This window comes from Corynebacterium ulcerans (genome assembly GCF_900187135.1).
GTDB classification, from domain to species: domain Bacteria; phylum Actinomycetota; class Actinomycetes; order Mycobacteriales; family Mycobacteriaceae; genus Corynebacterium; species Corynebacterium ulcerans.
In genome coordinates, this window is sequence record NZ_LT906443.1 from 1,005,888 (window position 1) to 1,029,643 (window position 23,756).

At 54.9% G+C, this 23,756-nt stretch carries 21 protein-coding genes; 7 read left to right on the forward strand and 14 right to left on the reverse strand.

What is annotated here, in order from left to right; genetic code table 11:
• Nucleotides 1–20: 20 nt before the first annotated feature.
• The 6 genes from trhA to CKV68_RS04600 form a co-directional block, all read right to left on the reverse strand.
• Nucleotides 21–698: a PAQR family membrane homeostasis protein TrhA gene (gene trhA, locus CKV68_RS04575; protein ID WP_095075684.1), complete on the reverse strand. Its 678-nt coding sequence runs from the start codon at nucleotides 696–698 to the stop codon at nucleotides 21–23.
• A gap of 138 nt (nucleotides 699–836) precedes the next feature.
• Nucleotides 837–3,137, reverse strand: coding sequence for a phosphoribosylformylglycinamidine synthase subunit PurL (purL, locus tag CKV68_RS04580; protein ID WP_095075685.1), 2,301 nt, complete (start codon nucleotides 3,135–3,137; stop codon nucleotides 837–839).
• 14 nt (nucleotides 3,138–3,151) lie between these two features.
• A complete protein-coding gene (gene purQ, locus CKV68_RS04585) occupies nucleotides 3,152–3,823 on the reverse strand; it encodes a phosphoribosylformylglycinamidine synthase subunit PurQ (protein ID WP_095075686.1) in 672 nt (223 codons plus the stop codon).
• Nucleotides 3,824–4,063, reverse strand: coding sequence for a phosphoribosylformylglycinamidine synthase subunit PurS (gene purS / locus CKV68_RS04590; protein WP_013912249.1), 240 nt, complete (start codon nucleotides 4,061–4,063; stop codon nucleotides 3,824–3,826).
• A 1,053-nt stretch (nucleotides 4,064–5,116) separates the two neighbouring features.
• Complete coding sequence (locus CKV68_RS04595; RefSeq protein ID WP_013912250.1) at nucleotides 5,117–5,590, reverse strand: glutathione peroxidase; 474 nt, start codon at nucleotides 5,588–5,590, stop codon at nucleotides 5,117–5,119.
• The gene (locus CKV68_RS04600) at nucleotides 5,587–7,713 is read right to left on the reverse strand and encodes a S9 family peptidase (protein WP_095075687.1); all 2,127 of its coding nucleotides are present in this window, start codon (nucleotides 7,711–7,713) and stop codon (nucleotides 5,587–5,589) included. Before CKV68_RS04600 ends, CKV68_RS04595 begins: the two co-directional genes overlap by 4 nt.
• A gap of 231 nt (nucleotides 7,714–7,944) precedes the next feature.
• Between CKV68_RS04600 and CKV68_RS11425 the strand changes: the two genes are divergently transcribed.
• Nucleotides 7,945–8,070 (forward strand): hypothetical protein, encoded by a 126-nt coding sequence (locus CKV68_RS11425; RefSeq protein ID WP_014836758.1) that lies wholly within the window; start codon nucleotides 7,945–7,947, stop codon nucleotides 8,068–8,070.
• A gap of 56 nt (nucleotides 8,071–8,126) precedes the next feature.
• Here CKV68_RS11425 and CKV68_RS04605 read toward each other — a convergent pair whose 3' ends face one another.
• The 5 genes from CKV68_RS04605 to purD form a co-directional block, all read right to left on the reverse strand.
• Nucleotides 8,127–9,020 carry a phosphoribosylaminoimidazolesuccinocarboxamide synthase gene (locus tag CKV68_RS04605; protein ID WP_013912252.1) on the reverse strand — a complete coding sequence of 298 codons (894 nt, stop codon included), beginning with the start codon at nucleotides 9,018–9,020 and terminating at the stop codon, nucleotides 8,127–8,129.
• Between the two features lie 209 nt (nucleotides 9,021–9,229).
• Nucleotides 9,230–10,669, reverse strand: coding sequence for an adenylosuccinate lyase (purB, locus tag CKV68_RS04610; RefSeq protein ID WP_167376964.1), 1,440 nt, complete (start codon nucleotides 10,667–10,669; stop codon nucleotides 9,230–9,232).
• A gap of 28 nt (nucleotides 10,670–10,697) precedes the next feature.
• Nucleotides 10,698–11,354 carry a potassium channel family protein gene (locus tag CKV68_RS04615; protein ID WP_013912254.1) on the reverse strand — a complete coding sequence of 219 codons (657 nt, stop codon included), beginning with the start codon at nucleotides 11,352–11,354 and terminating at the stop codon, nucleotides 10,698–10,700.
• The gene (locus CKV68_RS04620; protein WP_014526208.1) at nucleotides 11,347–12,681 is read right to left on the reverse strand and encodes a TrkH family potassium uptake protein; all 1,335 of its coding nucleotides are present in this window, start codon (nucleotides 12,679–12,681) and stop codon (nucleotides 11,347–11,349) included. The genes CKV68_RS04615 and CKV68_RS04620 overlap by 8 nt, the downstream gene beginning before the upstream one ends.
• A gap of 57 nt (nucleotides 12,682–12,738) precedes the next feature.
• A complete protein-coding gene (gene purD, locus CKV68_RS04625; protein WP_095075688.1) occupies nucleotides 12,739–14,007 on the reverse strand; it encodes a phosphoribosylamine--glycine ligase in 1,269 nt (422 codons plus the stop codon).
• 51 nt (nucleotides 14,008–14,058) lie between these two features.
• Here purD and CKV68_RS04630 point away from each other — a divergent pair, with 51 nt between their 5' ends.
• Entirely contained in the window at nucleotides 14,059–14,484 is a 426-nt protein-coding gene (locus tag CKV68_RS04630; protein WP_095076233.1) for an HIT family protein, read from the forward strand.
• Nucleotides 14,485–14,488: 4 nt separating this feature from the next.
• On the forward strand, nucleotides 14,489–15,106 hold the full coding sequence (locus tag CKV68_RS04635; RefSeq protein ID WP_095075689.1) for an alpha/beta hydrolase: 618 nt from the start codon (nucleotides 14,489–14,491) through the stop codon (nucleotides 15,104–15,106).
• Here CKV68_RS04635 and CKV68_RS04640 read toward each other — a convergent pair.
• Both CKV68_RS04640 and CKV68_RS04645 read right to left on the reverse strand, forming a co-directional pair.
• A complete protein-coding gene (locus CKV68_RS04640; protein WP_013912259.1) occupies nucleotides 15,103–16,611 on the reverse strand; it encodes a sensor histidine kinase in 1,509 nt (502 codons plus the stop codon). The two genes, CKV68_RS04635 and CKV68_RS04640, sit on opposite strands and share 4 nt — an antisense overlap.
• Nucleotides 16,612–16,654: 43 nt before the next feature.
• Nucleotides 16,655–17,368 (reverse strand): response regulator transcription factor, encoded by a 714-nt coding sequence (locus CKV68_RS04645; protein ID WP_013912260.1) that lies wholly within the window; start codon nucleotides 17,366–17,368, stop codon nucleotides 16,655–16,657.
• Between the two features lie 171 nt (nucleotides 17,369–17,539).
• On the opposite strand from CKV68_RS04645, the gene CKV68_RS04650 reads away from it, so the two are divergent.
• From CKV68_RS04650 to CKV68_RS04665, 4 genes are all read left to right on the forward strand, one after another.
• Nucleotides 17,540–18,994 (forward strand): MFS transporter, encoded by a 1,455-nt coding sequence (locus CKV68_RS04650; protein WP_095075690.1) that lies wholly within the window; start codon nucleotides 17,540–17,542, stop codon nucleotides 18,992–18,994.
• Nucleotides 18,981–19,550 carry a TetR/AcrR family transcriptional regulator gene (locus tag CKV68_RS04655; RefSeq protein ID WP_095075691.1) on the forward strand — a complete coding sequence of 190 codons (570 nt, stop codon included), beginning with the start codon at nucleotides 18,981–18,983 and terminating at the stop codon, nucleotides 19,548–19,550. Before CKV68_RS04650 ends, CKV68_RS04655 begins: the two co-directional genes overlap by 14 nt.
• 77 nt (nucleotides 19,551–19,627) lie before the next feature.
• Nucleotides 19,628–20,812, forward strand: a complete 1,185-nt coding sequence (locus CKV68_RS04660; RefSeq protein WP_014836766.1) for an alpha/beta hydrolase — start codon at nucleotides 19,628–19,630, stop codon at nucleotides 20,810–20,812.
• Nucleotides 20,813–20,884: 72 nt separating this feature from the next.
• The gene (locus CKV68_RS04665; RefSeq protein WP_095075692.1) at nucleotides 20,885–22,795 is read left to right on the forward strand and encodes a solute carrier family 23 protein; all 1,911 of its coding nucleotides are present in this window, start codon (nucleotides 20,885–20,887) and stop codon (nucleotides 22,793–22,795) included.
• Between the two features lie 3 nt (nucleotides 22,796–22,798).
• Here the strand turns inward: CKV68_RS04665 and CKV68_RS04670 are convergent, their stop codons facing one another.
• Nucleotides 22,799–23,680: a type IV toxin-antitoxin system AbiEi family antitoxin domain-containing protein gene (locus CKV68_RS04670; RefSeq protein ID WP_095075693.1), complete on the reverse strand. Its 882-nt coding sequence runs from the start codon at nucleotides 23,678–23,680 to the stop codon at nucleotides 22,799–22,801.
• Nucleotides 23,681–23,756: the final 76 nt, after the last annotated feature.

The following is a 23,756-nucleotide window of genomic DNA, read 5'->3' on the forward strand; positions in this document are numbered from 1 at the left end:
CGACGTCCCCTGCTGGGGCCTTATGCCACCAAGAACCAGATAGCCACGTGGTGGGCAATAGCCGCAACGATCGTGGCTGTATGGAAATGTTCGTGGTAGCCATAGATGCGTGCGCTGCGTCCGGGCCAGCGCAGAGCATACACAACAGCCCCCAATGAGTAGACCACCCCACCCGCCGCTAGGAGCCACACGATAACCGGACCAGCGTTGACCCAGAGGTTAGGGATGACCGGTAGCACTAGCCACCCGAGGGCAAGGTAGACGGATACCGCAAGCCACCTAGGGTGGTCTACCCACACGAGCGCGAGCACCACACCAAGGATGGCGCCTACCCAGGCCACCGTCAAAACCCATGCGGCGGTGGCCGGCGGCAAGGCCACAAGACAAAGTGGGGTGTACGTGGCTGCAATAAAGACCGCGATAGTGGCGTGATCGGCTCGACGCCAGCGATTAATCGTACTCACGCTGCGCCAACGCCCTAGGTGATAGGAAGCAGATACGCCAAAGAGAGCCACTGTCCCTAGGACATAGATCGTCACCCCCAACGCTTGCCACCATGGGAGCATGAGCCACGCAAAAGTAGCAAGAATAGCGCCCGATACCAGAGCACACAAAGAAGCCACAGCATGGAACCATCCCCTAGTCTGCGGCCGCTGACCGCGGTCTACCACCATGGCCTTTTGGGTTGTCACTGTCATTAGCTTCCCGCCTTAAGTTACTACTGCGTAGGTTTCTCGAAGCCTACCTTCCCACGGCTACGTTGCCAAGACTTTAGATACAACAAAAGTGGGCTCCCCGGCACGCTACACCGGAAGAACCCACTTGTTATCTGTGTTTTATTCCACTACGGAATTCGCGCCCACAGCGTGTCCGAACAACTCCGGAAGAGTACCCTCCCACGCCGCACGGAGTTCTTCTACCCCCGCAGCAAACTCAGCGTTAGCACCCTTCATACTCAGCATGAGGTCATCGCGAGTGACACCTACCTTGAGAACCGGGATTCCCAGTTCTCGAGCACGCGCCTCCACAGCCTCTCCCGCCTGCGTAGCCACGACCACACGGGATGCAGACTCGGAGAACAAAGCCGTAAACATATCCGCAGCCACCTCGGTGACGTCAATATCCATACCCTTGTCCGCCTGCACTGCCAGCTCCACCAGAGTCTGTGCGAGCCCACCCTCTGAAATGTCATGAGCCGCAGTCACGATACCGGGCTCCGCGAAGAATCGCACAAGCTTTTCTTCATTAGCCAAGTCCACGCGCGGCGGCATACCGGAGAGTCCTGCACCGGAGACCTGCTGCCAGATGGAACCACCGAACTCATCACAGGTCTCCCCCAGGAGATAAAGCTCCTCCGCACCCTCAACAGTTCCTAGTTTCGCACCGATGGCCTGGTGCACATCATCAATCACTCCCAACACGCCGACTACAGGAGTAGGCAAAATAGCCTCATCGCCGGTTTGGTTGTAGAAAGAGACGTTTCCGCCAGAAACCGGGATACCCAGCTCCTTGGAACCATCCGCCAGGCCATGCACGGCCTCCTTGAACTGCCACATCACCCCTGGATCCTCGGGGGAACCGAAGTTCAGGCAATTGGTCACAGCAACCGGACGAGCACCCGTAACTGCAACGTTGCGATACGCCTCGGCCAAAGCAAGGCGTGCACCGGTGTTGGGATCCAGCTTGGTGTAGCGGCCCGAAGCATCCGCGGAAACAGCAACTCCACGGTTTGTGGTTTCGTCGATACGCAAAACTCCCGCATCCGCATTCTTGGCCTGAACGGTATTCCCACGCACATAGCGGTCGTATTGTTCCGTAATAAACGCGCGGGAGCACAGAGCGGGGGAAGCGACCATGTCAAAGAGTGCCTGCTTAATCTCCGCAGCATCCGTGGGCTTATCCACACCAGCGAATTCTTGCAGGATGTCCTGCCACTCCGGGCGCGCCAGTGGGCGATTGTATACCGGCCCCTCGTTAGCAATGGTGTGCGCCGGAGCATCCACCACGAGTTCCCCACGGTGCCGAATAATCAGGTGCTTGCCGTCCGTCACCTCACCGATCTCAGCGCAGGTCACATCCCAATGCGCACAGATCTCCTGGAAACGCTCGACGTCCTCAGGACGCACCACCGCGCACATACGCTCCTGGGACTCCGAGGACAGAATCTCCGCCGCAGTCATATTCTCCGCCCGCAATGGGACGGCATCCAGGTTGACCTCCATGCCGCCGTCTCCAGACGCAGCAAGTTCCGAGGTCGCACAGGCCAGGCCAGCCCCGCCGAGATCCTGGATTCCTACAACCACGCCTGCTTTATACAGGTCAAGACAGCACTCAATGAGCACTTTCTCCGCAAAGGGATCCCCGACCTGCACGGCTGGAAGCTTGCGCTCTGCACCTTCCACAAAGGTGTCGGACGCCAGCACCGATACCCCACCGATACCGTCAAGGCCGGTACGAGAACCAAACAGCATCACCTTGTTGCCCAAGCCCGACGCGAATGCCAGTTTGAGGTCCTCTACCTTCAACGTGCCCACACACAGCGCATTAACCAAAGGGTTTCCGGAATAAGACTCATCAAAGACCGTCTCGCCGCCGATATTGGGAAGTCCCAGGCAGTTTCCGTAGTGGGAAATTCCGTCAACCACGCCAGGCAGCACCCGGGCGGTATCCGGGGCATCAGCAGGGCCAAAGCGCAGCTGATCCATCACCGCGATAGGCCTAGCACCCATCGCCATAATGTCGCGGACGATGCCGCCGACGCCGGTTGCAGCGCCCTGATGCGGCTCAACATAGGACGGGTGGTTGTGTGACTCTACCCGGAAGGTAACAGCATTGCCGTCTCCGATATCCACAACACCCGCGTTCTCACCGATACCCGCGAGGATCTTCTCCCCCATCTCAGGTGTGGTGGTCTCCCCGAAATAACGCAAGTGCACTTTAGAGGACTTATAGGAACAGTGCTCCGACCACATGACGGAGTACATGGCTAGCTCAGCGTCGGTGGGGCGGCGACCCAGAATCTCCTTGATCCGAGCGTATTCGTCGTCCTTAAGTCCCAGGCTCGCATACGGTTGGTCGAGGTGCGGCTCAGCAGTTGCAGCCTCGACTGTGTCATTAAAAGTTGTGCGTTCAGTCATGAAAGTTGCCTCTTCTACGCTGCGATCGTGCCAATTGCGGAAAGGAACAGCTGCAAGCCGTCCACGGACGGGCCCGTTAGCTTTTCGACGGCATGCTCTGGGTGCGGCATCAGCCCCACCACGCGCCCTGTCTCATTGGTAATACCAGCGATCTCGTTAACCGAGCCGTTGAAGTTATCCGTGTAGCGGAACACCACGCGTCCTTCCCCCTCAAGCATGTCCACGGTTTCTTGAGAAGCCTGGAAACGCCCCTCACCATGCTTGGCAGGGACCAGGATCTTCTGCCCCGCCTCTAGGGTAGTGGTCCACGCGGTGTGGTTATTTTCCACCACCAAATGGGTGTCCACGCAGTGGAAATGCAGGCCCTGATTACGCGTCAACGCACCAGGGAGAAGCTTGGCCTCGGTGAGAATCTGGAATCCATTGCAAATTCCCAATACAGGCATGCCTTTGCCAGCCGCTTCTACGACAGAACGCATTACCGGCGCCAATGCCGAGATCGCGCCAGTGCGCAGGTAATCACCATAAGAGAAACCGCCGGGAACAACCACAGCGTCCACTCCGCGTAGATCTGCGTCGGCATGCCACAAGCTCACAACCTCTGCACCTGCGATGCGAGCAGCACGCGCAGCGTCGACGTCGTCGAGAGTTCCAGGGAACGTAATTACGCCAATTTTCGCAGTCATTTAGGCGCCCTCAAAGATCACATCAAAGTCTTCGATGACCGTGTTAGCCAACAAGGTCTCCGCCACTTTTTCCAGGTCTTCGCGGGACACCGAATCATCGACCTCGATTTCAAAGCGCTTACCCTGTCGGACGTCAGCAACACCCGTAACCCCGATACGCCCCAGCGCACGAACGACGGCCTGGCCTTGCGGGTCCAGAATCTCTGCCTTTGGCATCACGTTTACAACTACACGGGCCACGTTGACTTCAGCTCCCTTATTCAGAGGTTGGTATGCAAACCGATTCCCAAGAGAAGGGAACCAATGGCCCCAGCTTACCTAGACATAGTCACAAAAAACTAGCTGCAAACCCGTCAAAAACCACTGGTTATATCCAGAAAAGGCCCGGTTATCTCCGCAGGTTAAGGCAAAATTTCGAGCCTCAACACCGCTTTAGGAAGAGAACTGGTATTGTCCGACAGCTTCCAAGAAACCTCCCCGCCTCCCAAAGAGAACACATGCTTATGACCTGTCAACCACCCCCACCATGTCCATCCCCACTCCATAATCCAAGCACCCCACAAAAGTGCAGGTCATAGCAGCAATAGGAAACATGGAACAGTTTGCCAGCAAACTCCAACACTCCACCCCCGCAGCAACCACACAGTAGCGCACAAAGCGAAAAAACGCAGGTCAAGGGTTTTTTACAGAAATTTCCCAGCGCTCACAGAATTTTTTCAGCTAAAGCAGTTTATGCAGGTCAGAGGCGTGATTATGGATAGTTTTACACTATTGCGCCCCTGCTTAATCCATGCGAAACTTCATTACATCAACAGCACACAAGCTGTTGGGAGACCCAAACAGTCACCGGCGAAAGGAGAGAGCATGGCAGCTAACTCTCGGGTAGCAGCTCAGCACAGCGACGCATGGTAGCGAACATGTAGCAGGACGAGCGGCGAACCCGAGGACCAGAAGATTCAAGGAAGAGCGTTACTTGTTGAGGGACTAGCTAACGCACCGCATTCTAAGAGTCACTGGTAGCTCGATGCATAGGGATTTTCCCACCTCCTGGGAAGCGTTGAGGGGCGCGACTCAGAGCAGGCATTATGCAGAGGCACACCAACTGGTCCTACAGCCGAATCCATTTTCGGTTTAACTTTCTGAGGCATCTTTCCTTTTGAGATTGAGGGATACCGGCCACCGCGCACACGGTGGCCGGTTCTTTTTTCATCACAGCCTGCATTTCCATAGACATTAAGCCGCAAAACGGCGCCCAAGGGATGCTTTGTCTATGGAAATGCAGGCTGTTGGGCGTTAAAGCACCACGTGTTCCTCTAAACATTCGATGATCTCTAGATCATCGGGTTCCATATTCGGCGCGAACCGGCCCACAACTTTTCCTTCCGGAGAAACCACGAACTTTTCAAAGTTCCACTCAATATCTGGACCGTCTCCCTTTAAGAATCGGTACAGCGGATGAGCATTCTCACCGTTAACGTCTGCCTTTTCAAGAATCGGGAAGGTCACGTCATATTCCCGCTTGCAGAACTCCGCGATTTGTTTATTGGATCCGGGTTCTTCCTCAGCAAACTGGTTGCACGGCATTGCAATCACAAAGAAGCCACGCTGAGAGTAGTCGCGATACAGCTCTTCCAGAGCCTCGTACTGCGGGGTCAGGCCACACTTGGACGCGGTATTCACAATAAGCAGGCAGTGCCCCGCCCAGTCATTCATGGTTGTCTCGGTGGCGTCGTTAAGCGTCACCGGAATATCAAAGAACTGCGTCATTGAAGCACTCCCGTCGCCTGGTTAATGAGCCATGCGTATTCAAACGCCGTCTGCTTCCACTTTTCATACCGCCCGGACACTCCACCGTGCCCCGCTGCCATCTCGGTCTTGAGCAAAAAGTCGCCGCTCTTGGCAGTAGCGCGCAGCCTAGCGATCCACTTGGCAGGCTCTACGTACAGCACCCGGGTGTCATTAATCGAGGTCAAGGCCAAGATATTGGGATACGCTTTAGCCTCCACGTTCTCATAAGGGGCATACGACGCCATATAGTCATATACCTCTTTATCGTGCAGCGGATCGCCCCACTCATCCCACTCCGTGACAGTCAGCGGTAGCTCCGGCATCAGCATAGAGGTCAGCGGATCCACGAATGGAACCACAGCCTCAATTGCCTTAAACCGGTCGCCTGCGAGGTTGGCAACTGCGCCCATCAGCATGCCCCCGGCGGAGCCACCCTCGGCCACCATCTGCTCTGGCGTGGTCACTCCCCGAGCAATAAGGAAATCCGCTACTGCGATGAAGTCCGTGAACGTATTCTTTTTGCACAGCATCTTGCCGTTGTCGTACCAACCCCGGCCCATCTCGCCGCCGCCGCGGATGTGTGCAATGGCAAAGATCATCCCGCGATCCATAAGGGATAGCCGCGCGATGGAGAATTCGGGATCCATAGATACCTCGTAGGAACCGTAGCCGTAGAGCAGCGTCGGATTGGGTGTGGTCACATCGAGATCCGCACGGTGTACGAGCGATACCGGGATCTGTGCCCCATCTTCTGCCGTAACCCATAGCCTGGTTGCCACGTAGTCATCACGGTTATAGCCGCCAACAACTTCTTGCTGCTTGAGCAGGCGTTTAGAGCCATCTGCAACTGTGTAGTCGAACACCTGACTTGGGGTGGTAAACGAGGTATACCCCACGCGCAGTACAGGTGCATCCCACTCGGGATTTCCCGCAACGCCCACGGTGTAAAGGTCCTCATCAAACTGAAGCTCTTCAAAAGTCCCGAAGCCTTGGTCAGTGAGCTGCATTATTGCCGCACGACCGATAGCACCGGCACGGTACCCCACCACGATCTGATCGCGGTAGGTATCTACGCCTTCAATTCGAACGTCATCGCGGTGCGGCATCAGCGTTGTCAGATCGGACAGAGCGAGGGGCTCCGTCGCAGGTGCCCACCCTATTTCAAAATTTGGCCCCGTAGCGTTATGGGTAACGATCCACACGTCTTCGCCGGCAACAACGCCGTGATCCACGTCGTATTCCACCCCTGATTTCCGAGGGATAATGCAACGGAATTCTCCCTCTGGGTTATCCATCTCGAGGACCCATACCTCAGAGGTTATCTTTGATGCAGATGCGATTATCAGGTATTTTTCTGAACGCGTCGCACCAATGCCGGTGTTAAAATGCTCGTCCGCCTCATGGAACACGCGAACATCTTCGCTCGGATCAGTGCCGATCTTGTGCCGCCACACGGAGTCCGGACGCCATGCGTCGTCGACTCGCTGATAGAACAGGTAGTCTTCCCCAGCCCATGTCGCGCCGTAGAAAAGGTCTTCCAGGACGTCATCCAGCAGCTCCCCTGTCTCCAGGTCTTTAATCCGCAGGGTAAAGCGCTCATCGCCGGCCGTATCCACGGAGTATGCCAAATAGCGACCCGACGTCGTGATAGCCGATGCCCCAAGGGAGAAAAACTCGTGTCCCTCCGCCAGTTCATTCAAATCGAGAATGACTTGCTCCTGAGCAACCGGCTCCCCTTCTGGGATCACGGGTGGCACCCATGCATCCTGCCCCTCGACTACGGGGATACGACAGGAGTACCCGTAGCTTTTCCCCTCCTCCGAGCGCCCGTAATACCAAAAATCACCGGAGCGCTGTGGCACCGACATATCGGTCTCTTTTACTCGCGACTTTATCTCTTGATAAATATTGTCTCGTAGCCGCGACAACCCAGCGGTCTCTTGCTCCGTAAAGGCATTTTCCGCCTCCAAGTACGCAATGGTTTCCTGAGACTCTTTGTCCCGTAGCCATTCGTATTCATCGATAAACGTGGTGCCATGCACCGTTCTCATGTGCTGATGAATCGGGGCTATCGGCGCTTGAATTCGCGTTGTTTCAGACATGGCCTAAATCGTAGCGGAAACCACTAACAAGCCCATTTTTTAAGTTTTTAGCTTTCTACCAGATGTTTCCGCCCCACCACCAAGACATATGCAAAAAACGTGAATTTATCTCTACGGTACTGCACATTTCCATTGCAGTGAACCCCGCCACGTATTGCTCTCTTCTCTTGATTTTTTACAGAGTTCGGCTAGTGTAAATCCGGTCTTATTGAAAAAATGAAAGGTAGCCTAATGAGCAACTTTGCAGACGTATTTAGCCAGCTCTCTTCAGTCAAAGGTCTGAACTTGCTTTCAGAGATGGTCAGCTTTACCAGCAAAATCGTCAGCGTTGTAGAGAAGATCAACAAGCTCACCTAATAAGGAAAACAAAAAGCGCTGTACCGTATCAGGCACAGCGCTTCTTTTATTTTTTTTTACACACAGGTCCCGATCCAATCACTGAACTTTTTTCCAGTGATACGTTCGAATGCCTCTACGTAGCGTTCCCGCGTCGCTTCCACGACGGACCCAGGAAGAGACGGCGGCGGGGTAAGTGAGTCCGTGGACCACCCCGACTTGGGACCGGTGAGCCAGTTGCGCACGTACTGCTTATCAAAGCTCGGCTGCGCCTTGCCTTCCTCGTAGCCGTCGGCAGGCCAATAGCGGGAGGAATCTGGGGTGAGGGCTTCGTCGGCAAGCACTAAAGTGCCGTCTTCGTCGAGTCCGAACTCAAACTTTGTATCTGCGAGAATAATGCCCCGGGACTCCGCGATGGCTGCTGCCTCGGAGTAGATCTTCAAGGTCACTGCGCGTAGCTCGTTAGCGCGCGCCTCGCCTAGCTTGTCGACGACCGCCTCAAAAGACACGTTCTCATCATGCTCGCCAAAGTCTGCTTTGGTCGCAGGCGTAAAAATCGGCTCGGGCAATTTCGATGCCTCTACCAGGCCTTCCGGCAGTTCAATGCCACATACCTTGCCGGTCTGTTGGTATTCCTTGAGACCAGAACCGGTGAGGTAGCCGCGTGCCACGCATTCGAAAGGAAGCATTTTCAGCTTCTTACATACCAGCGCACGCCCCAAAACTTCTTCTGGAATCGCAGGATCATCGATGGGTCCGGCAAGGTGGTTAGGAAAATCGATGTGATCAAAGAAGTACATGCTCATCGCAGTGAGCACTCGGCCTTTGTCGGGGATCTCCGGATCCAGGATGTGATCGTATGCGGAGATGCGGTCAGAGACCACCATGAGCAGGCGTTCGTCGTCGATCTCGTAGATCTCACGCACTTTGCCCGCGGACACATGGGTGTACTGGGAGAGTTCAGGACGCATAAAGTAGCAGTCTAGCCCTCACGTCTCATGCAAGTCATATCTTATCTACTTTTGCAGAGTTAACGTTACGTGCAAGGAGACAAAGAAATCCTAAGTCCACTCATTTGCACTGTTCACGACCCTGCTCGCGCGAGCAGGGTCGTGGCGATCCCACGCTACAGTGACCAAAGCTACAACTGGCTTCTTCAGTAGAGTGGCACCTTTCAACGCTAAAGAATCTCGCCAGGAGTGTAGGCCGCGGCGTTCGGATAGCGGTTGGTAAGGTCCTCCACCCGGTTAAGAACCCGGGAAACCTGCGATTCTGCAGCGCCGATAAAGACGTGGCGGTCTGCAAGGGCCTCGTCCAGCTGCTCCTGCGTCATCGGTAGTCTCTCGTCTGCTGCTAGGCGCTGAATCAGGTCTTGTTCACCACCGTTTTCTCGCATGTTCAGTGCCACTGCAACAGCGTTTTCCTTGATCACCTCATGAGCAGTCTCACGACCCACGCCTGCACGAACCGCCGCCATCAAAATACGGGTGGTAGCGAGGAATGGGAGATAACGCTCTAGTTCCCGATCAATCATTGCAGGGAATGCCCCGAACTCGTCGAGGACGGTCAGGAAGGTCTCGTACATTCCGTCGAGAGCAAAAAACGCGTCTGGTAGAGCCACGCGGCGGATCACAGAGCAGAATACGTCGCCTTCATTCCACTGCTGCCCCGCGAGATCGGCAACCATCGTAAGATATCCGCGCAGGATGACCTGGAGTCCACCGACCCGCTCACACGAGCGAGCATTCATCTTGTGCGGCATCGCGGAAGATCCAACTTGTCCTTCTTTGAAGCCCTCAGTCACCGTCTCATTACCGGCCATGAGACGAATAGTGGTTGCCAAACTGGATGGGCCCGCTCCGAGTTGGACGAGGGCAGATACCGCGTCAAAGTCGAGGGAGCGCGGGTACACCTGTCCCACAGAATCAAAGACCCGCGAAATGCCAAGGTGATCAGCCACCTGTGTTTCCAAGGACGCCAGCTTCTTCTGGTCCCCACCCATCAGGTCAAGCATGTCCTGCGCCGTGCCCATCGGCCCCTTGATTCCTCTGAGGGGATAGCGATCAAGGAGCTCCTCAACGCGGTCGATGGCCACCAGGATTTCCTCGGCAGCAGAAGCGAAACGCTTACCCAAGGTAGTGGCCTGGGCAGCCACGTTATGAGAACGCCCAGCCATAACCAGTGATTGGTATTGAGCAGCATGGTGTGCCACCCGCGCCACCACTGCGACAGACTTGTTGCGGATCAGTTCCAAAGAACGGTAGATCTGCAGCTGTTCTACGTTTTCGGTGAGGTCACGCGAGGTCATGCCCTTGTGAATATGCTCAAAACCCGCGAGGGCGTTGAACTCCTCAATCCGGGCTTTAACATCATGGCGAGTGATCTTCTCGCGATCAGCAATACTTGCAAGGTCAATCTGGTCGATGACCCGCTCGTAGGCAGTAATAGCCTCCGAAGGGATCTCAACTCCTAATGCTTTTTGAGCCTTCATCACAGCGATCCAGAGCTGACGCTCTAGCAGGATTTTGGCCTCAGGGCTCCACAGCTCAGTGAGCTCGGCGGAAGCGTATCGGTTGGAAAGGACGTTGGTGATCTTCTTCTTTTCTGCCACGTCGCTCATTATCGCACGCGAACCACCACTTGTCCCCCTAGTCAGTCATCCCAAACTGCTCTAACTCATCTGGGTGACCAGCCGCCAAAACCAAATCCCCTGCTTGCAGAATCATCTCGGGTTTCGCAGGTCTGAACATGCCGTTACTCGGACGAACGGCGATGATCTGTATCCGATCAACCTCGTGTACCCGCTTACCCAGAATTGAGACGGGCGGCGCGACCTTCACAATGGCGTAATCTCGGTCGAATTCCGCGTATTCCTGCACCCGGCCATTCATTAAATGCGCTACCCGGCGGCCAGTATCTTGTTCCGGGCGGATAATGTGGTGCACTCCGATTTGGCTCAGAATCTTAGCGTGGGAATTGTTCAACGCCTTCGCCCAAATACTTGGCACGTTCAGATCGATCACGGTAGAGGCAGTAAGCAGCGACGCCCCCATGTCCGAGCCGATTCCGATTACAACACGAGAAGCCTCATCCACAGAAAGCTGGCGTAGAGCTTCCTCGTTGGTGGTATCCGCCATGGCGGCATACGTAAGAATTTTAGCTGCTGCATTGACTACGGATTCAGAAGAGTCGACTCCTAAAACCTCAATGCCAGAGTGCACCAGCTCTTCTCCCAAGGCCATGCCGAATCGGCCTAAACCAAGAATCACCACGGGTGCTTTGGAACGGGAACGGAACTTAGCCAATGATCGGCCTTTCTACTGGATAGGAGTACAAACGCTTATTGCTACGAGCTGCAAGAGCAGCCACAAGGGACACCGGCCCAACGCGGCCTGCATACATCAAAAGAACCAGGAGCAGCTTGCCGACGCCAGGCAGATCCGCCGTAATACCCGTACTCAAGCCTACCGTGGCAAAAGCACTGACTACCTCGAAGGAAATATCCAAAAATTCAAATTCTGGGGCCACCAACAGCATGGTCATCAGGGAGACAGACACCAACAGCACAGCCAGCATGGTGACTGCCAATGCCTGGCGTACCGTGCGGGTGGGGATCCTGCGACCTCGGATCAAAACGTTGTCATCTCCTCGAATCTCCGCCACCATGACGGTGAGGAGAACCGCCGCTGTCGTGATCTTGATGCCACCGGCAGTGCCGCCAGAACCGCCTCCAATAAACATGAGGAAATCAGTGAGCACCAGGCTGGAGGGGTGCAGCTCACCTATGTTGATCGAATTAAATCCCGCAGTTCTACTGGTTACTGATTGGAAAAACGAGGCGAGAAGTTTCGTCGGCACACTAAATCCAGAGAGGGCCCCTCGCCACTCAAATGCAGCGATACCCACGGTTCCTATGACGAGCAGTGCGAACGTTCCGGCGATCGTAAACACCGCAGTCAAAGAAAATCGCCGCTCAGCAATACCTGCCGCCCTATGCTCATGTCGGCGATGCAGCTCCAAAAGAAGGGGGAACCCCAGTCCGCCGAGGATAATCGCGCCGGAGATCGGGAGAATAATCCCAAAATCTCCCACGTAAGCTACGAGGTTATCCGATCGCAACCCAAAGCCGGCGTTGTTAAAGGCTGATACTGAATGGAAGACCCCTTCCCATACACTCGCCCCCCAAGAGAACCCCAACCCTTTAAAACGCAAGGTCAACACCAGCGCTACCGCCGTCTCCACCACAACAGTAAACGCTAGGGTGGCTACGAGTAGGCCTTTAACCTCGCCTAATTCTCTACCTCGTCCCTCCGCAGCTGCGTTGAGACGGTCCCGCACGCCGATACGGCCAACCAACACCCATGCCGCAAAAGACGTCAGGGTCATGATTCCCAAACCACCAAGCTGAATCAGAAGGAGAATCACCAGTTGACCGAAATGCGACCAATACGTGGCGGTATCCACAACGGTCAGGCCGGTCAAACATACAGCTGAGGTTGCGGTAAACAAAGCCGTGACGACGTCCGCTTGTGCATGTCCTTCTCGTGATATGGGGAGGAGAAGGACAAGCGTTCCGATGATAACGAGCGTCGCAAAACTACCGGCAACAAGCCGAGCAGGGGTTTTACGCATGAGGCGAAACGTTACTCCTGCCACGGCGTGAAGATCAAGAACTCAGCGCCCGCTCAGTTAAATCATGATGTTCTCTTCCACTGCGGGCAGGGCAATGTCAGAGCGGTAATGCGAACCGGGCAGCGTGATCTTGTCTAAAACGTTGTAAGCGTTACGACGGGCGTCGCTAAGCGAAGCCCCGGTGCCGATCACGTTCAAAACGCGGCCTCCAGCTGCGACGAGTTTTCCGTCCGCATCGTACGCTGTACCTGCATGTAGTACTGCAGCATCGTCTGCGCCGTTGATCTCCCCACCCTTTCGGGGCGACTCTGGGTATCCCTCAGCAGCCAAAACCACTGTCAAAGCAAAGCCGTCTTCCCACTCCAGCGGAGGCAATTCAGCCAATTTTCCAGTAGCCACAGCGTTCAGAACCTCCGCCAACGGCGACTGCAGCAGCGCCACTACCGCCTGTGTTTCTGGGTCGCCAAAACGGCAATTGAATTCCACCACTGCCGGTCCTTCTTCACCCCACGCTATGCCGGCGTACAGCAACCCGGAATATGCACAACCGCGAGCGACCATCTCGCGTGCCACGGGTATGCAGACCTCATCCACAATCCGCTGAACACCATCTTCTGGTAGCCATGGCAACGGGGTGTAGGCCCCCATGCCTCCGGTATTCGGGCCCTCATCATTATCGAACGCACGCTTATGATCCTGCGCCGGAAGCAACGGCACAACTGTTTCCCCATCGACTAGGCAAAAGAGTGAGACCTCAGGACCATCGAGGAAGCTCTCCAAGAGCACAGGATTTCCCGCAGCCAAAACAGCATCAACGTGAGCACGCGCCTGCGCACGATCCTTAGTCACCACAACGCCTTTGCCACCAGCGAGGCCATCATCTTTTACCACATAATGCGGGCCAAAATTGTCCAGAGCTGCTTCCCTCTGGGCATCCGAGGCACCCGGTGCGATCTGCTCCGCGCGGGCTGTCTTCACGCCGGCTTTAGCCATAACATCCTTGGCAAAGGCCTTTGAGCCTTCAATCCGTGCAGCATCCTTATTGGGGCCAAAGACTGCAAAACCGTGTGCACGCAAAGTATCGGCCACTCCTGCAACCAGAGGAATTTCAGGTCCTATGACCACGAGGTCCGCGCGTACTTCCTGTGCAACCTTGAGCATCTCATCTGGATTGTCTACCTGCGTTGCTTCCGAGTGAACCGTAGCAATCGACTCCATACCCACGTTTCCTGGTGCCACATGGAGTTCTGTAACCGCGGGGTCCTTGGACAAGCCGAGCGCAAGGGCGTGTTCACGGGCGCCCGAACCGATAACAAGAATGTGCATGATCCGAATCATACCGGCGGGACTGCATATAAGCCGACTATCCTCGAAAACATGAGCAGCGTATTTACAAAAATAATTGCAGGTGATTTGCCCGGTCGTTTTGTCTATCGCGATGAAGACGTGGTGGCTTTCCTGACCATCGAACCTCTAGCGTACGGCCATGTGCTGGTGGTTCCAGTGGCAGAAGTAGATAAGTGGACCGACGTGGATCCCACCACGTGGGCAAAACTTAATGAGCTAGCGCAGCGAGTGGGCAAGGCAATCACAGAGGTGTTTGCTATACCGCGCGCAGGGTATGTGATCGCTGGTTTCGACGTCCCCCATACTCATATTCATGTTTTCCCAGCCGCAAAAATGTCCGATTACGATTTCTCTCAAGCAATGTCCATGGACGCAACCGATCCAGCTCAGATGGACGCTGCTGCAGAGAAGCTACGGCAGGCCCTGGGAACTGATGAGAAAGGGCTAGTGAAGTAACTCCATGGCGTTGTTGAGGTGGGTGCCCACGCGCGGTCGACTACCAGTTTCTCCATGTGTCACCGGAGACTCCCCTATCCCTGTGCTCTTCTTGCATGGAACGTTAGGGTCGCCGGGTAACTTTGAGAGGCCTGCCCAGCGGCTTGTACAGCAGGGGCGCCCATTTTTCGCGCCAGCTTACGGCAACCATGGGACAGCCGATCTTGATTCTTCTCTACAAGAGCTACTGAAATATATAGACGAGCTCAATAGCCAAGGTGTACATCGCGTCGATGTTGTAGGGCACTCCGCTGGAGGACTTCTTGCACTGCGAATCGCTCATGCTCGCCCTGGTTTTGTGAGGAAACTAGTGGGGCTAGGTGCAGCTTTCCATGGAGTTCCCAAGAATTTACGTTTTAAGCCTGTGGTCAAATGGATTGGCGGACAAGCTCTTTTGCAACTTACGCAAAAAATCCCAGCTGAGCTCCCAGAGAACGTGGAATTGATTTCTGTGTTTTCTACCGCAGATCGTGTCGTACCAGCACAGTCGAGCAAGGTAGGCGAACTCGTAGAGATTCACGGAGTTCGCCATGAAGATTTGCCGCGACAAGCCGACATCATCATAGATGCCTTGGGGGCTTAGCGATCTTCTAACCGGGGAAGCACCAGGTGGAAGGTCGTTCCTTGACCAAGGGTGCTGTTCACGCTGATAGTTCCGCTGTGAGCTGCCACCAACGACTTGACGATGGCCAAACCAAGACCGCTGCCGCCGGTGGAGCGCGCACGCGAAGTATCAGCTCGATAAAAACGCTCGAAAATATGCTCGGCGTCTTTTTCCGACATACCTATGCCATCGTCGATGATGTCAATGGCGATGTTGCTACTGGCGGGGTCGTCGTAAAGCTTAATCTGCACCTTTGCGTCTTCGCCGCCATGTTTCAAAGCGTTGGTGGTGAGGTTGGTCAATACTTGGTGGAGCCGGGCAGCGTCTCCCAAGGTGATAGGCACACCGGCGCACTCAGAACGCACGTCAATGCTGCGATTAGGGTAGGCGGCCTGCAGCGAGGACGCCACCGACAGAGAAACCTCCAAAAGATCAACCGGTGCCGTCTCGTGGCGGGCTCCCTCAGCACGGGTAAGCGCCAGCAGGTCTTCCACCAAGAGGCTCATACGAGAGGCCTCCCCCTCGATCTTGTCAATCACCAAATCCGCGTCTTTTGTGGCACCAGAACGGTACAGCTCTGAATAACCACGAACCGACGTCAACGGTGTCCGCAGTTCGTGAGAAGCGTCCCCGACGAATCTACGCATCTGGGCTTCTTTATCTTGCAATTCCACGATAAGTGACTGCAGCCTGGAGATCATCGAGTTCAGTGAATGCGACAACGCACCGACCTCTGTATTTTCCGGCGCTTCCGGTACGCGCCTATCCAGATCACCTTGCGCAATCGCTTTGGCAGTACATTCAACTTCGTGCAAAGGGCGCAATGCTCTGCGGATCAAGAAAAACGCGATGAGCGCCATGAGAATCAGTACCGCAATTTCAATGATGACTTGCCCCACAGCGAGCCTGCGCAACATATTGGCTTCTTGGGTGATGTCCTTGGCCACCACCATAGTTACGCCGTTTCGTGTCTCGGCGGTGACTCGCCACATGGCTTCTTTGCGACTCTTCGGACTTGATTCCACTGTATGAGGACCTTGGCCAGCGTAAACCTGACTCAGATCTGGTTCAGAAACATCCTCGTTATAGACGTTTGTGGTTCCATCTTGATAGATCTTGACCACATAAAATTCTGTCGGCGGCCGTGCGCTCGTAGCACCAGGGTTGGTTTTAAAGAGCGAATCTTGTTTAGCCCACCCGTTGAGCCCTAGTTCTAGTTCCTTGTCAATGCGTGAGTAGGTGAGTTCTCGCATCGTCCGGTTCACGGCGACAGCGCTGCCAAGCAACCCCACTGCAGAAACCGCAACCACGATTACTAATAGCCCAAAGCGTAATGGCATCCCAGATAAAACATGTTTGTCTCGAATTCGAGCGATCAAGTTTTTACCCGTTTTTTTGGCACCTCGATACCCCCAGCGTTGTTTCTCGCTGTGGGCAGGGGTCCCGCGAACCACCGCGGTGGAATATGGGTTCTGGGTGCTCATCTACTACTTTCTACTTTGGGTTTCGCCGCGCTCACTACGGCTATTACGCATTTCGTGGCTTACGCAGTACGTATCCCACGCCTCGCACCGTTTGAATCAGTTGCGGATCATGGGTGTCCACTTTGCGACGCAAATAAGAAATATAAGACTCGACAACGTTTCCATCGCCGCCGAAATCGTAGTGCCACACGTGATCCAAAATCTTTGCCTTAGACATCACAACCTCAGCGTTCAGCATCAGGCAGCGCAGCAAGTTGAACTCGGTGGGTGAGAGATCCACGACCTTTCCGGCCTTTGTCACCTCATGGGTGTCGTCGTTAAGCGTAAGGTCGGCATACACCAAGGTGGAGTCGTCTTCGACCATCTCTACCGTGCTACCTCGACGTAAAATCACCCGCAAACGAGTAATCACTTCTTCCAGAGAGAAAGGCTTGGTCACGTAGTCATCAGCCCCGATGGTCAAACCATGGATTCGGTGTTCCACAGCGTCTTTTGCTGTCAAATACAAAACGGGACCGTCGAGGCCCTCCGCTCGGAGCTTGGGCAGGAGCTCGTAGCCGTCCATGCCCGGCATCATGACGTCGAGAATGAATGCATCAGGCTTAAAATCCTTTGCCACTTCCAACGCTTCTACGCCGGAATTAGCTGTGGCAACGTCAAACCCTTGAAATTTTAAGCTGACGTTCAAAAGCTCAACGATGTTTGGCTCGTCGTCGACGACCAGTATTCGCTTAGTTTTTTCGTTCACGCCTTCCATTTTTACCTGCCCTGGTCTCCTGGTGAGGACACAACCTCACGATTAGTTCCCTTAAGTCAACAATATGGCTCTGCTTTTCTTCTGAAGCGTAGCTGGTAACTACCTGTGAATGAGTTAGCGTCCTATACCAAGAATTGAAACTGTAATGACCGTTCGGTACAGTTCTGGATTATGGAATCTCGACAACGCTGGATCTTTTTAGGTGTTATCTCGTTGGGACTCTTCATGATCGGTGCAGACAATTCCATCCTTTACACCGCTTTACCTGTACTAAGAAGCGAATTACACACCACTGAGCTTGAAGGTCTCTGGATCATCAACGCCTACTCGTTGGTTCTTGCAGGACTTCTCCTGGGAACGGGCACGCTCGGAGACAAAATCGGGCACCGACGAATGTTTGAAATTGGCATTACGATCTTTGGATTAGCATCCTTAGCAGCATCTTTCGCCCACAATCCGCTAGCTCTCATCGCTGCGCGCGCCGCCCTGGGTGTGGGTTCCGCCACCATGATGCCCGCCACTCTCGCCCTACTCCGCATCACTTTCCCCAATGTCCGTGAACGCAACATCGCCATCGGAATCTGGGGTTCAGTCGCCACGCTAGGGGCAGCACTCGGACCGGTCATCGGGGGATTCCTGATCGAACACTATTACTGGGGTTCTGTATTCCTGATCAACATTCCAGTAACCCTCATTGCTTTCGCAGGAACGTTATTAATCGCACCACCAAACAAGTCCAATCCTTCCCGTCATTGGGACTTTCTCTCTTCCTTCTGGGCGATGGTGACCATGGTGGGCTTAGTTCTAGTAATCAAGGAGCTTACGCACGCCCACATAGAGGTGGCGGTACTCATCGGAGCACTGGCCGCCATCGCTATCGGGTCCCTGTTCTTTAGCCAACGCCAGAACAAACTCTCTGAGCCGCTTCTCACCTTCGATGTATTCAAAAATCGAGTTTTTACAGCAGGAACCCTGGCCGCAGCGCTAGCAATGTTCATCCTCTCCGGCGCAGAGCTCATGACCACACAACGATTTCAGCTAGCGGAGGGTTTTACCCCCTTACAGGCAGGCTTACTCACCGGAGCCGTAGCTCTAGCAGCTTTTCCTAGCTCAATCCTAGGCGGAGCGTTGCTGCACCGCATCGGCTTTCTCCCACTCATTTCTGGCGGCTTCCTTTCCATGGCAATTGGGACGGCCATTGCCATCGGGGCCACACGTGCCGACACCTTTCCCCTCTTTGTTGTCGGGTTACTTCTCGTAGGTTTCGGCGCGGGGTTGACCATGTCCGTATCTTCAACGGCGATCATCGGCTCAGCCCCGGCGCGACGCTCCGGCATGGCTTCTGCCATGGAGGAAGTCTCTTATGAGTTTGGCACTCTTCTCTCGGTGGCGATGGTGGGGTCTTTGTTCTCGTTCTTTTATGCACGTTCCGCACCAGAAGTGATCGCTCAAAACTTTGAGCAGGGCCTCTCGCACCCCACGCTTGCCGACGCCGCCCGCGCCGCCATAGACACCTCATATATATCCGTGCTCGTCATCATCGCTATAACTGCGTGCATCGCATGCGCCATCACCGCATATCTATTGTGGAACAATCCCAAGGAGACTCAGTTTGCGCACGAATAAAAAAGACTCACTACTGGCCACCGCGCTCAGCATCGTGGAGTCAGATGGCCTTGCGGCGCTCACCTACGATTCCCTCTCTGCAGCCAGCGGCATATCCAAATCCGGACTGATCTACCATTTCCCCACTCGCCACCAGCTCCTTATAGAACTCAATGCGTCCGCAGCCCGGACATGGACTCGTGAGCTAGAAGCCGCCGCAGGGGGGCCCGCATCCGAGGTTTCCCTCAGGCAGAGAATGCATGCGCTACTGGAGGTGGAATCACACAGCGCTACCCGCGCAGATCTCCTATTAAGCATCGATGCCAATTTGAATGAGGAGCTTCGCGCTATATGGGATCAAGCTTTAGCCCCATGGACAGACCCCCACAATCCTCATGCCGTTGTCGTACAACTTATCGCAGATGGGCTTTGGGTGTACGACCACATTAATGCCCGCCCGCTCACACAACAACAGCGGCAAGCAGCGGTAAAGACGGCACACATTTTTCTCAATAAACTATCCACTACCCCTGAAAAACCCTCCCCCACCTCCGACTTCACGAATAACATAAAATAATCTAAGATAAATCTCATGTTTGGCGGTTCCCCCGCCGTGGACTCCGTAGAAAACCACTTTAGAAAGCCTCAACCAACATGAAATTGTCCCGTTCCCTCGGCGTTGCTGTACTGTGCACGGCGCTCGTCGTCACGCAAAGCCCTGCGCACGCTTCTTCTACTTCGTCCGCGCCGGTTTCTAGTTCAGCGAACTCCATCGTTGCATCACTCACTGCGGCAATCGCGAACTCACCGAGCTCCAGCGACACCACTATCAGCAACGCCGCTCGACTGGCACAATCGCTTGGACTTCCATCGGTACGCATTCCGTCGGCGTTCGGCAGCTCAGATTCTGAATACCCACTGCCTACAAACCCAAATATCACCAAGGCAGAGGTACTTAGTCGCACCGTCGAACCGACGATTCCAAACCTAGAGCGCTGGGTTGTGGCTTCCCCAGCGATGCAGCGCAACGTCGAGGTTGTTGTTCGCGTGGCTAAGGACACTTCTGTTCCTTCCCCAGTCCTCTATCTTCTCGACGGCATTGGCGCAATGCGTAATCCCGGCTGGGTTCGTGAAGGCGGCCTGCACCCCGCACTCGGCGACCAGAATGTGTCTGTGGTTATGCCTACCCAGGCGCTAGCCTCCCTCTATTCCGACTGGCTCACAGATGACCCAGCGCTTGGGCATTTAAAGTGGGAAACCTTCATCACAAAGGAACTCACAAAGCTTGTTGAAGACCCAGCCCAAAAGCTCAACTTCAACGGCAAGCGCGCCATCGGAGGCCTTTCCATGGGCGCTATCGGCGCTGTCCACATTGCTAACCAGAACCCTGACCTATTCAAAGGAGTATTCGGAATCTCCGGATGCTACTCCACGCAGGAACCAGTGGGACGACTCACCACAAAGCTTGTGGTGGAATCCCGCGGCGGCAATGTCAACAACATGTGGGGCCCAGACGGTTCTGAGCTATGGAAGCGTCACGACGTCCCCTCGAATCCCGAGGGTCTCCGCAACATGGCAGTTTATCTAGCGAGTGCTGACGGCGGAGTCCTCCCCTCTGATCTAGAGCATGCAGCCTCCCGTCCTTTCTATGAACTACCCGTAGCTGTAGCTTTGGAACAGGGAACCTTGCACTGCACCAAGCTTCTCGACTCTGCAATGCGCGCCCGAGGAATGAACCACCAAGTAGTCGATCTGCTCCAGGGTGGTGTCCACGACTGGCCGCTCTTCAACCGTCAGTTGCGTCCTGCCTGGGATGCCATCAAGGGTGTCCTTTACTAATAAACCGTGGGGTTACTGTGAGTTGCTAAGGTAAACGGGTCTAGAACCGACCTATCTCAAGGAGCTCTGCTCGTGACCTCAGCGACCCACCCCGTGGACGCACTTCCCTCGTCTCCTAAACTCGTCGCGCTAGGCATCCAGCATGTTTTAGCGTTTTATGCTGGCGCGGTGATTGTGCCGCTGCTCATCGCAGGTTCTCTCAACCTCGACGCAGCAACCACCATCCATCTCATCAACGCCGACCTCCTTACCTGTGGTTTAGCCACACTGATCCAATCAGTCGGCGTAGGAAAATACATAGGCGTACGCCTACCGATCATTCAGGGAGTCACCACAACTGCGGTGGCTCCCATTATCGCGATTGGCCTTAGCGTTTCTGACGGACAAGGCGGCGTGGAATCGCTTCCCACCGTATACGGCGCAGTCATCGTAGCCGGACTTTTCACGTTTTTTGCCACGCCAATCTTCGCACGTTTTCTCAAGTTCTTTCCGCCGGTAGTCACAGGCTCGGTTTTGTTGGTGATGGGCACATCCCTCCTCGCAGTCTCCGCAAATGACTTCATCAACTACGCCGAGGCCACTCCGTTGAGCCGTGACCTGTGGTACGCCTTTGGCACTCTCGTGGTCATCATCTTGGCCCAACGGTTCTTCCGTGGTTTTCTAGGCACCCTCGCAGTTCTTATAGGCCTGGTCAGCGGCACTCTCGTGGCACTCTTCTTAGGCCACGCGGATCTCTCGGAGGTCTCCAACGCTGCGGCTGTGGGGATCACAACGCCGTTCTACTTTGGAACCCCCGTTTTTAACGCTAGCGCATGTTTCTCCATGATCATCGTCATGATCATCACTATGGTCGAGACCACCGGCGATGTCTTTGCCACCGGCGAGATCGTGAAAAAGCGTATCCGACGCGACGACATCCAGCGGGCCCTCCGCGCAGACGGCCTTTCCACTTTCCTCGGCGGTGTCATGAACTCTTTCCCGTACACCTGCTTTGCCCAAAACGTGGGGCTCGTCCGCATCACGGGAGTGAAGTCGCGCTGGGTCGCAGCTTCCGCTGCCGGTTTTATGATCATTCTGGGGTTGCTGCCTAAGGCCGGAGCAATCGTGGCCTCCATCCCCTCACCAGTATTGGGCGCAGCATCTCTAGCTCTCTTTGCCAACGTGGCATGGGTCGGCCTGCAGACTATCGCTAAAACCGATCTCACGGATAATCGCAATGCAGCTATCGTCACCACTGCGCTGGGCCTCGCCATGCTGGTCACGTTCAAACCTTCCGTTGCTGAGGCCTTCCCCGAATGGGCCCGCATCTTCGTCTCTTCCGGCATGTCCATCGGGGCTATCGCAGCGATCCTCCTCAACATCCTGTTCTTCCATGTGGGCAAGCAAACCGGATCTGACGTGGCCCGCGGAGCCAGCGGTGAAGGCGTGTCTTTGGATGAAATCAACGCCATGAATCGTGAGGATTTTGTCGCAGCATTGCGCCCACTGTTTAACCAGGAAACCTGGCCGTTGGAGGAAGCCTGGGAATCGCGCCCGTTTGCGGACGTCAGCGAGCTACGAGCAGCCATCCAGGTTGGGGTTCTCACGGCTTCCGGGGAGCGTCGAGAAGCTTTGATCCACGACTACCCAGATACCTCTGCCATATTATTAGCCACCGACGCCGAGGCTCCCAGCATCAGCGCCGAGCGCGGCTCCCTCGGCTTCGACGACCTCGACGACGTAGAAACCGCGCAACTCCTCGAGGTCAGCGCCGCCTACCGCGAGCGTTTCAATATGCCATTTGTCTACTGCCTAGGCACCAACGACAGCATCCGAAGCATCGTGGACACAGCTATACGACGCCTAGCTAATTCCGATGAGCAGGAACATCGCGTAGCTCTCTCTGAAATCATCGAGATTGCCAATGACCGCTTTGATATCCTCCTCGCCGATGCCAACCCCGTCCGCTCCGCGTGGGATCGGAAGTTCACCGAAGTGGAATAAGCGCTACAGCATAGGATGCCAATCCCACACTGGTGTCTTCTCAAACACCAATAAAGGAGCGTGCCGACCAGACAACCGGGCACTCACCAAGGCAACTATTTGCCCTGCTGTCTGGTCAAGACATTCAAAAACACACCACGCGGAATAACGTACCAAGGCATAGCCTCGACGCACGGCGTCATTGCCTTTCCACCGGTCATAGACAAAAGCATGACGATTTCCGTGGTAGGTGTACCCGTCCACTTCAACGATAACTTTGCTCTTTGTATGTACCCCATCCCACCGATAAGCGCCGATTTTCAGGTTTTGTTCAAACGGATATCCCATAGAGCGTAGCTTTCGGAACAAGAGGATCTCTGCAGGACTTTCTGCACCTACAGCCGCAAGCTCAATTACTCGATGAGCTTGCTTAGTCAGCCGAGTTTTGGACATATCACGGATTAATCGAACCGACCCGGTCTTTCCCCAATAGATGTTCTCAATAAAATCAACGAGCTCAGCAAGAGTCATGGCCTCGGCATTATTGAGAACATCAAGCGGAGGAGCTACGCGAATCCCCTGTCTGAGTTCTGAGGCTGCAGATCGCACCTGCTTGACGCGGATCACATCATTAGAACAGGCAGATCTGTTCTTGATAATTACGGCCTCCACCGGAGTCTCAATCTCTGCAGACATATGCACCTGCATCGCTGTGCGCCCGCTAAAGACAATCCCAGGCCGAGACTTTTGCAATGCTTTGAGCAGCAGAATTCCCTCTGGTCTTTCTTCGGTGTAGATTCCGCGCTCCACACGGTAAAGATCGCCGTGTTTTATTTTCGTTGCGATCGCGCTGCGGGAGAGGCCCAATTGATGGAGTTCTTGGGTGGTAAAGATGTGCTTGCCCATGTGTCCTTAGACGTCGGGGGCTTCGCGATCGGTTCCCGGTAGGAGAAAGATACGGAAAAACCTGCATTTCCATAGA